Raw genomic sequence first — 6,824 nt, 5'->3', positions numbered from 1 at the left:
CTGCTGTCTTTGCGACCTCCAGGATCGGCTGCATTTCGGTTTCCTGTGCAATTTCGATGTCTGATTTGTAACCCATAATATAAAATCTCCTTTCATTAAAACCGCTTGTGCGGCAGTTAACATTTATACACACGTCCTGATTTTGGGTAAAAAAATACCACGTAAAAAAGGACAGGCTGTATCTTACCAATGTACTTTTACGCAGTAGCGGAAGCGATACCATAACGCGGAAAATCCTTCGTTCACAGGAAGCCTCCCCCTCCGGTGACACTTTACGTATGATATCTACTCTACTTTTTGAAATTTTAATTTCATATAATATTAAATAAAAAAAGCAACACTCAGACTAAGATAAAGAATGCTGCCCAGACGGTCGACCAACCATATTATTTTGATTTCCCTGTGGTACTCCACAACTATCCGTCAGTAATCAAAACCTCTCATATGATGTTTTAAATATACATCAAACGAGAGGTTTTGTCAATAATTTATCAATAATTTATTTGTACTTTTATAAATTCAAGTGCAATTTTTTTCTTCACTGTGCGGACATCTTCCCACGTCATCTTTTACCTGTAAGCTGTCTTCAGCGCATCTTTTAGTACCTTTGGATTCTTCTTATACGGCGTCACAGGGCATATTTTCTTTCCCTTGTATCCCGTTAACGTGTATACTGCTATCCTTGCTGCACGCACAGAATATTCTTCTGTAAAGACCATATCCTCAGGTATCTCCACAAACTGGCTGATCATTGCAAAATTAACAGAGCCTTCCGGCACGACCTTCGGCCTGTCGGACATCTTCCTGGGCTGGAACTGGGAATCGATATACGGCATCATGCATGGTATCACATTAATGACATCTTCCATGAGCTCATCCTTCCTGTCTTCCCAGTGAAGGTGGTGCAGCAGCTCAGTCAGAAGCTCCTCGCCTGTACATTCCCTCATAGGCTTCTTCACATAATCTCCTGTCCTGTCTGTATAAAGGCCATATCCCCAGAAGATCGTCGTATCTGCAGGCTGGTTTTTAAAGTGAGGCTGTGCTGCCACTACGATGCTCATCAGCCAGTTAGAGTCCTTAAATGTCATAAGTGCGCCGCTTCCGGGTATGTTCCCCGTATAGGCCTCAATCATCTTCAGCAGCTTATTTCCTCTGCATGTCACGGTAAAGCTCTCCCAGTTAGTCTGGTCAGGATGCCCAAAGAACGGTTCCGGGCTGCCAAGTCCTGCTTTCTTAGCTGTGACTCTGGCCCAGAGCTCCCCTGAGATGGGTTTTTGGGCATCAAATACAGGCGCTGTATGCATATCCCCAAGTGTCGCGCAGTCAGTCATGCAGCCGTTTGTCATGATACACAGATCCTCACGCTGCAGCCCGATCACCTCTTCCTCCCCATCTCTCTCAATATGGATGGCAGACGCGGTGACCCCGCTCTCATCTGCAAAATCAATATCCGTGACGGTTGCTCTGATACTGAAATCCACTCCCTGCTCTTCCAGCCATGTCTTCAGCGGAAGGATGACAGATTCATACTGGTTGTACGGAGTCCTTGTGACTCCCTCCAGGGTCTCGATCCTGGAAAATTCAAATATCATCCTCTCCATATATCTCTTAAATTCAAAAAGGCTGGACCATCTCTGGAATGCAAACGTAGTCTGCCACATATACCAGAAATTTGTGGTGAAGAAATGCATGCTGTCCCGGAACCAGTCCTCAATAGTCATGTCATCCAGTTTTTCTTCAGGAGTCAGCATTAATCTCCCAAGTGCCAGACGGTCCTCGTTGTTAAATCCCATGCTGCTCACATCAAGAATCTTCCCGTTTTTATCAATCAGGCGCCCCTGAGCATGCGTGGGATGAAGATGGTCAAAATTCAGGATCTCTTCTGTTACGCTTTTTCCCGGCATCTCCAGGGAAGGCACTGTAGAAAACAGCTCCCAGAAATTCTCATATGTCTCCTCATTCAGCATCCTTCCGCCTCTGCATACAAACCCATTCACAGGGTCGCCTGCTCCGTCGTTGCTGCCTCCCAATATATGCATTCCTTCCAGAATGTGGATCCTGCTGCCTTCCATTTTGCAGTCTCTTATGAGATATGCCGCTCCTGCAAGAGAAGCCAGACCGCCTCCCACAAAATATGCCTGGCCTTTATTTACTGCTTCAGAAGAAAACTCCGTCTTTTCTTCAGCATCACTGTCTGACTTCTGTTCTTCCTGTCCCTGCATATATTTTTTTGTGAACATCACTGCCGCCGCTCCTGCTCCGGCAAGCACGCCTGCTTTAAGTAATCTGTGTGTTTTCTTAGCCATATTATTACCCCTTTTCCGCTTGTATCATTTAAAGTTCCAACTGCTTTGTTAACTGATACCTGTACTATAACATAGCCTTTTTTATTTGTAATTATACAAAAAATCCATCCTGTCAGAAATCCAGACACACAAGGCAGATTGTCGGGATTTCTGACAGATTCCTCCATCTGTCTAATTTCCGGCACAGGGCAAAAAAATAACCCCTGGATCAAATCTCCCGCAGTCAGGCTGCAGGGCATTTAACTCAGGGGTTTTGTAATGCGGGCAACAGGACTTGAACCTGCACGGTCTCCCACTGGAACCTAAATCCAGCGCGTCTGCCAATTCCGCCATGCCCGCTCATCTGCCGCAGACGCTTCTTTACATCTGCGGCATTTCACGTTTACTAAGTATATCTGAAACTTGCGCTTCTGTCAAGTATCTGGTTGTTACTGTTCACTTCATGACCAGTAACACACCTCGTGGAATGGTGGCGTATGAACAGTAGCATCTGGTTTACTAATCGCTATCCACTCTGCGGCAGCGCGGCAGTAACCTTTACTTGTCTTCTCTGTCCTCTCTGTCCTGGATCCTTGAAAGCTGCTCGAAGCCTTCTGACAGGCCCTCACCGGCAGGCATGGGCATAGCTGGCCCTCTCTTAAATACCGGCTTGAGCAGGATCGGGGTGATGATCGTCGTAATGATGACAACGAGCACAACAGGCCCCAGGAAATTTGTCCCCAGCAGTCCGACCTCGGTTCCCTTGCTGGCCACGATCAGGGCAACCTCACCACGGGAGATCATCCCCACACCTATCCTCAGAGACTGGTAATTTTTATATCCGCACATCTTTGCTCCCAGTCCGCAGCCCACGATCTTAGTGAGCAGAGCCACCACCACCAGTACTGCTGCAAACAGAACGATCGTAGGTGTCATAGCCGGAAGCTCTACCTTCAGTCCGATGCTTGCAAAGAATACAGGTGACAGATACATATATGACAGTGTATCAAACCTGGAGGCCAGGTATTTCGTCCTCTGTGTACTTGACACAATAAGTCCTGCTATAAACGCTCCGGTAATATCAGCCACGCCGAAAAATACTTCAGCCACGTATGACATCAGCAGGCAGAGCACAAAGGCGATGATCACATGGCGCTGCAGTCCTCTCTCTGCCTTCTCGCTCCATTTCTTATACAGCTTATGGAACAGTACCCCGATCACGCCTGCAAATACGAAGAACGCCACGATCTTCAAAAGGACTACTGCCACATTTACAGATGCGTCTGCCATGCTTGTGATGATAGTAAGTCCTATAATTCCAAGGATATCATCAATGATGGCAGCCCCTAATATAGCATTGCCTGAACGTGTCTTCAGCTTGCCGATCTCTTTTAGAGTCTCTACAGTGATGCTGACTGATGTGGCTGTAAGGATGATACCGATAAATACATTCTGCAGGAAAGCGCTGCAGGCAGCATCTGAATCGATCATCCCCGGGCGGTTAAAGAAATATGCCACACCGAAGCCTCCGGCCAGAGGCACAAGCACACCGATGAGCGCGATCACAAACGATGCCTTTCCGCTCTTCTTTAACTCCTGAATATCAGTTTCCAGCCCGGCGCAGAACATGAGGACGATAACGCCCACCTCTGCTGTTTTATGTATAAATTCCGTTTCCGTGAGGATGTCCAGCACAGCCGGCCCCAGAAGAAGCCCGGCCAGCAGCGCACCCACCACCTGCGGCATCTTCACCTTCCGCGTCAAAAGTCCCAGAACCTTCGTGCTTAACAGGATAATTGCCAGATTCAATAAATAATGATACGATGTATCCATGCTCCCACTCCTTCTTGTCCCCGCTTGTTTTTACGGGTTTTGTGTTGTTTCTATGCTGTTTTTGTGTTGTTTTGTGTTGGCATTTTACATTTACCGATATGATTATACACCTTATTTATAAAAAATCCAGTATTTTTTTCTGTAATCTTAATAATTATGAAATTGTCACGTATTCCCCCGGACACCCTGATTAACCATTATGCATCATACAATTCTGACTTGCCAGGTACTTATACCTGTTTTCTATTACGGTAAATTTTACAGTTACTATTCACACGCCAATGTCCCGGGAGGTGTTTTCGTGCGTACTTTACACTTTTCTTTATAAAGTTATATGATTTTATATGCTTGTATTTAATAACATATATGCTATAATTATTATATCTTATGGGAGGTATTTATATGGCAGATGAAAAACTTGATCTAATTTTGGACGAGTTAAAATCAATTAATCCCAGATTGGAAATGTTAGAATTAAAGCATGATTTCACTCATAAAAAACTTGATAATATGACTCTTGACATTAAAGTTTCCGAACGTTCCATTAAAAAGGATATTAAGCTTTTGCAGGATGCACAAGATACCTTGGTAGAGGTGCTTGAGCAGAATGGTATTTTACCTAAAATCAAATAGTAATAAATTCAAAATAGTTTCTGGATTATACCAGGAACTATTTTTCAAATATAGGTAACTTGATCGTCTTTCACCGGGCAAGAACAAAAGTGCGCTTTGCGCACCCCGCGGGCCTATATTTTGTATAGCGCAGCTTTTGTTCCGCGCGCGCAGCTGCGCATCCCCCGGAGGGTTTTTATTCTATAGGAAACGAAGTTTCCTATAGAATAAAAAAACGCCCGCAAGGGGCGTAAATGCTGTAATGAGACATCGGGGATTCGAACCCCGGACAACTTGATTAAAAGTCAAGTGCTCTACCGACTGAGCTAATATCCCATGCCTTACTATATTTTGTACTGAAGCCTTACAGAATATTCATCACTTTTCGCTCCAGTTCGGCAGATCGCCAAGCTGGGCTAGCTGGATTCGAACCAGCGAGTGCAGCAGTCAAAGTGCTGTGCCTTACCGCTTGGCGATAGCCCAAAAGGGTGGATAAAGGGATTCGAACCCTTGGCCTCCAGAGCCACAATCTGGCGCGCTAACCAACTGCGCTATACCCACCATATTCAATTTGTTTTCCTTATATATGTCATATAAAGAAAAACGAGCCTGAAGGGATTCGAACCCCCGACCCACGGCTTAGAAGGCCGTTGCTCTATCCAACTGAGCTACAGACTCAAGAGCGGGTGATGGGAATCGAACCCACGTATCCAGCTTGGAAGGCTGGTGTTCTACCATTGAACTACACCCGCAAATCAACAGACAAATTTCAGTAAAAAATCGGGGTGACAGGATTCGAACCTGCGACCTCCTGGTCCCAAACCAGGCGCTCTAGCCAAGCTGAGCCACACCCCGTTTTTATTTGTCCTGCGCCTCATCCGTGACGCAAGACATATTATATTATAGCCTTTTAAGATTGTCAACAAGTTTTTTCAATTTTTTGCAATTTTTTTTAACTGCGTATTTAATTCCTGTTCATCCCAGATAATTCACGGTAAAATGAGCTTCCCCGTCCCTGTCCACATCCATGATGATATAGCTGGGCTTGTGGCCCTCCTGGCGGGGATAAGAAAGACTCCCTGGGTTTAAAATGGTGATGCCGCCGTCCTTCTCCAGGTACGGCTTATGAGTATGGCCAAACATTACGATGTCGATTCCTCTGGTGACAGCCTGTCTCTTTATCTCCTGCATATCCAATGATACATAATAATAATGCCCGTGGGTGATCATGACCCTGTACTTCCCGATCATGAATTCCTCTTCTCTTGGCAGGTCACAAAAAAAGTCATTGTTCCCGCTTACAATGTTCACAGGGCACTCTGCTATCTGTCTGATATAATCCTCACTTCCCTCGGCATCACCCAGATGGATCAGCCGGTCTATAGGGCTTACCTTATTAATGACCGTAACTAAATTTGCATCATGGCGGTGAGTATCACTGACAATCAGAATCTTCATCTGTCTCACTCCTTTGGCATTCTGGCTTTTAAAAGCTCTTTCATAGACCTCAGGGCTTTGCCTCTGTGGCTCAGTTCATTTTTCTTATCAGAAGGGAGCTCTGCGGAAGTACAGCCGTATTCAGGAAGATAAAAGATAGGGTCATAGCCGAAACCGTTTTCTCCCTTTATCTCATAGCCGATGATTCCCTCCATGGCCGCCGTGGTGCACAGCATCTCACCGTCAGGCAGGGCCGCTGCAATGGCACACACAAAACGCGCTGTCCTCTTTTCATCCGGCACTCCTTCCAGGCGTCCTATCAGATTATTATTCTTGATATCATATGATGTGTCCTCACCCATATACCTTGCTGAATAGATGCCTGGTTCCTTATTCAGCCAGTCTATCTCCAGACCTGAATCATCCGCCAGCACAATATCATCCGTACCTTCCAGCAGGCTTCTTACAGCTGCCGCCTTGATCCTGGCATTCTCTTCAAAGCTGTTCCCGTCTTCTATGATGTCAGCTGTTACTCCTGCCTCCTTCATGGAAAGCACAGGCACATTCAAGTCTTCTAAAATCATTTTTATTTCTCTCATCTTGCCGGCATTGCCCGTAGCAAAAATTATCCTTCTGCCCATTACTGCTTCTATCTCC

5 protein-coding genes, 7 tRNA genes and 2 riboswitches are annotated in these 6,824 nt (G+C 45.6%); of the genes, 1 reads left to right on the top strand and 11 read right to left on the bottom strand.

Features of this window, described 5'->3' with window-relative positions; genetic code table 11:
* Positions 1-203 precede the first annotated feature (203 nt).
* Positions 204-295: riboswitch (THF riboswitch) on the bottom strand.
* A gap of 61 nt (positions 296-356) precedes the next feature.
* A riboswitch (ZMP/ZTP riboswitch) is annotated at positions 357-441 on the bottom strand.
* A gap of 128 nt (positions 442-569) precedes the next feature.
* The 3 genes from NSB28_RS16760 to NSB28_RS16750 all read right to left on the bottom strand — a co-directional run bounded on the left by NSB28_RS16760 (position 570) and on the right by NSB28_RS16750 (position 4,118).
* The gene (locus NSB28_RS16760; RefSeq protein ID WP_109624837.1) at positions 570-2,306 is read right to left on the bottom strand and encodes an oleate hydratase; all 1,737 of its coding nucleotides are present in this window, start codon (positions 2,304-2,306) and stop codon (positions 570-572) included.
* A 259-nt stretch (positions 2,307-2,565) separates the two neighbouring features.
* A tRNA-Leu gene (locus NSB28_RS16755) sits at positions 2,566-2,645 on the bottom strand.
* 198 nt (positions 2,646-2,843) lie between these two features.
* Positions 2,844-4,118, bottom strand: coding sequence for a cation:proton antiporter (locus tag NSB28_RS16750; RefSeq protein ID WP_109624838.1), 1,275 nt, complete (start codon positions 4,116-4,118; stop codon positions 2,844-2,846).
* 402 nt (positions 4,119-4,520) lie between these two features.
* Between NSB28_RS16750 and NSB28_RS16745 the strand changes: the two genes are divergently transcribed.
* Positions 4,521-4,751 carry a hypothetical protein gene (locus NSB28_RS16745; RefSeq protein WP_257497465.1) on the top strand — a complete coding sequence of 77 codons (231 nt, stop codon included), beginning with the start codon at positions 4,521-4,523 and terminating at the stop codon, positions 4,749-4,751.
* Between the two features lie 242 nt (positions 4,752-4,993).
* On the opposite strand, the gene NSB28_RS16740 is transcribed toward NSB28_RS16745, so the two are convergent.
* From NSB28_RS16740 to rdgB, 8 genes are all read right to left on the bottom strand, one after another.
* A tRNA-Lys gene (locus tag NSB28_RS16740) sits at positions 4,994-5,066 on the bottom strand.
* Between the two features lie 75 nt (positions 5,067-5,141).
* A tRNA-Gln gene (locus NSB28_RS16735) sits at positions 5,142-5,213 on the bottom strand.
* 4 nt (positions 5,214-5,217) lie between these two features.
* Positions 5,218-5,291: transfer RNA gene (locus tag NSB28_RS16730), tRNA-His, on the bottom strand.
* Positions 5,292-5,334: 43 nt separating this feature from the next.
* Positions 5,335-5,408: transfer RNA gene (locus NSB28_RS16725), tRNA-Arg, on the bottom strand.
* A 3-nt stretch (positions 5,409-5,411) separates the two neighbouring features.
* Positions 5,412-5,482 (bottom strand) — tRNA-Gly (locus NSB28_RS16720).
* Positions 5,483-5,510: 28 nt separating this feature from the next.
* Positions 5,511-5,585, bottom strand: a tRNA-Pro gene (locus NSB28_RS16715).
* Positions 5,586-5,705: 120 nt separating this feature from the next.
* Positions 5,706-6,188: a metallophosphoesterase family protein gene (locus tag NSB28_RS16710; protein WP_109624840.1), complete on the bottom strand. Its 483-nt coding sequence runs from the start codon at positions 6,186-6,188 to the stop codon at positions 5,706-5,708.
* Between the two features lie 5 nt (positions 6,189-6,193).
* Complete coding sequence (rdgB, locus tag NSB28_RS16705; RefSeq protein WP_109624841.1) at positions 6,194-6,808, bottom strand: RdgB/HAM1 family non-canonical purine NTP pyrophosphatase; 615 nt, start codon at positions 6,806-6,808, stop codon at positions 6,194-6,196.
* Positions 6,809-6,824: the final 16 nt, after the last annotated feature.

Source organism: Murimonas intestini (assembly GCF_024622195.1).
In the GTDB taxonomy this organism is placed as follows: Bacteria; Bacillota; Clostridia; order Lachnospirales; family Lachnospiraceae; genus Murimonas; species Murimonas intestini.
This window is presented reverse-complemented; position numbering and strand designations above follow the sequence as displayed.

What these genes read in the sequence shown, in the direction of transcription:
- NSB28_RS16750 (WP_109624838.1), bottom strand. Translation starts at nt 4,118, where the DNA reads ATGGATACATCGTATCATTATTTATTGAATCTGGCAATTATCCTGTTA.
- NSB28_RS16760 (WP_109624837.1), bottom strand. Translation starts at nt 2,306, where the DNA reads ATGGCTAAGAAAACACACAGATTACTTAAAGCAGGCGTGCTTGCCGGA.
- NSB28_RS16710 (WP_109624840.1), bottom strand. Translation starts at nt 6,188, where the DNA reads ATGAAGATTCTGATTGTCAGTGATACTCACCGCCATGATGCAAATTTA.
- rdgB (WP_109624841.1), bottom strand. Translation starts at nt 6,808, where the DNA reads ATGGGCAGAAGGATAATTTTTGCTACGGGCAATGCCGGCAAGATGAGA.
- NSB28_RS16745 (WP_257497465.1), top strand. Translation starts at nt 4,521, where the DNA reads ATGGCAGATGAAAAACTTGATCTAATTTTGGACGAGTTAAAATCAATT.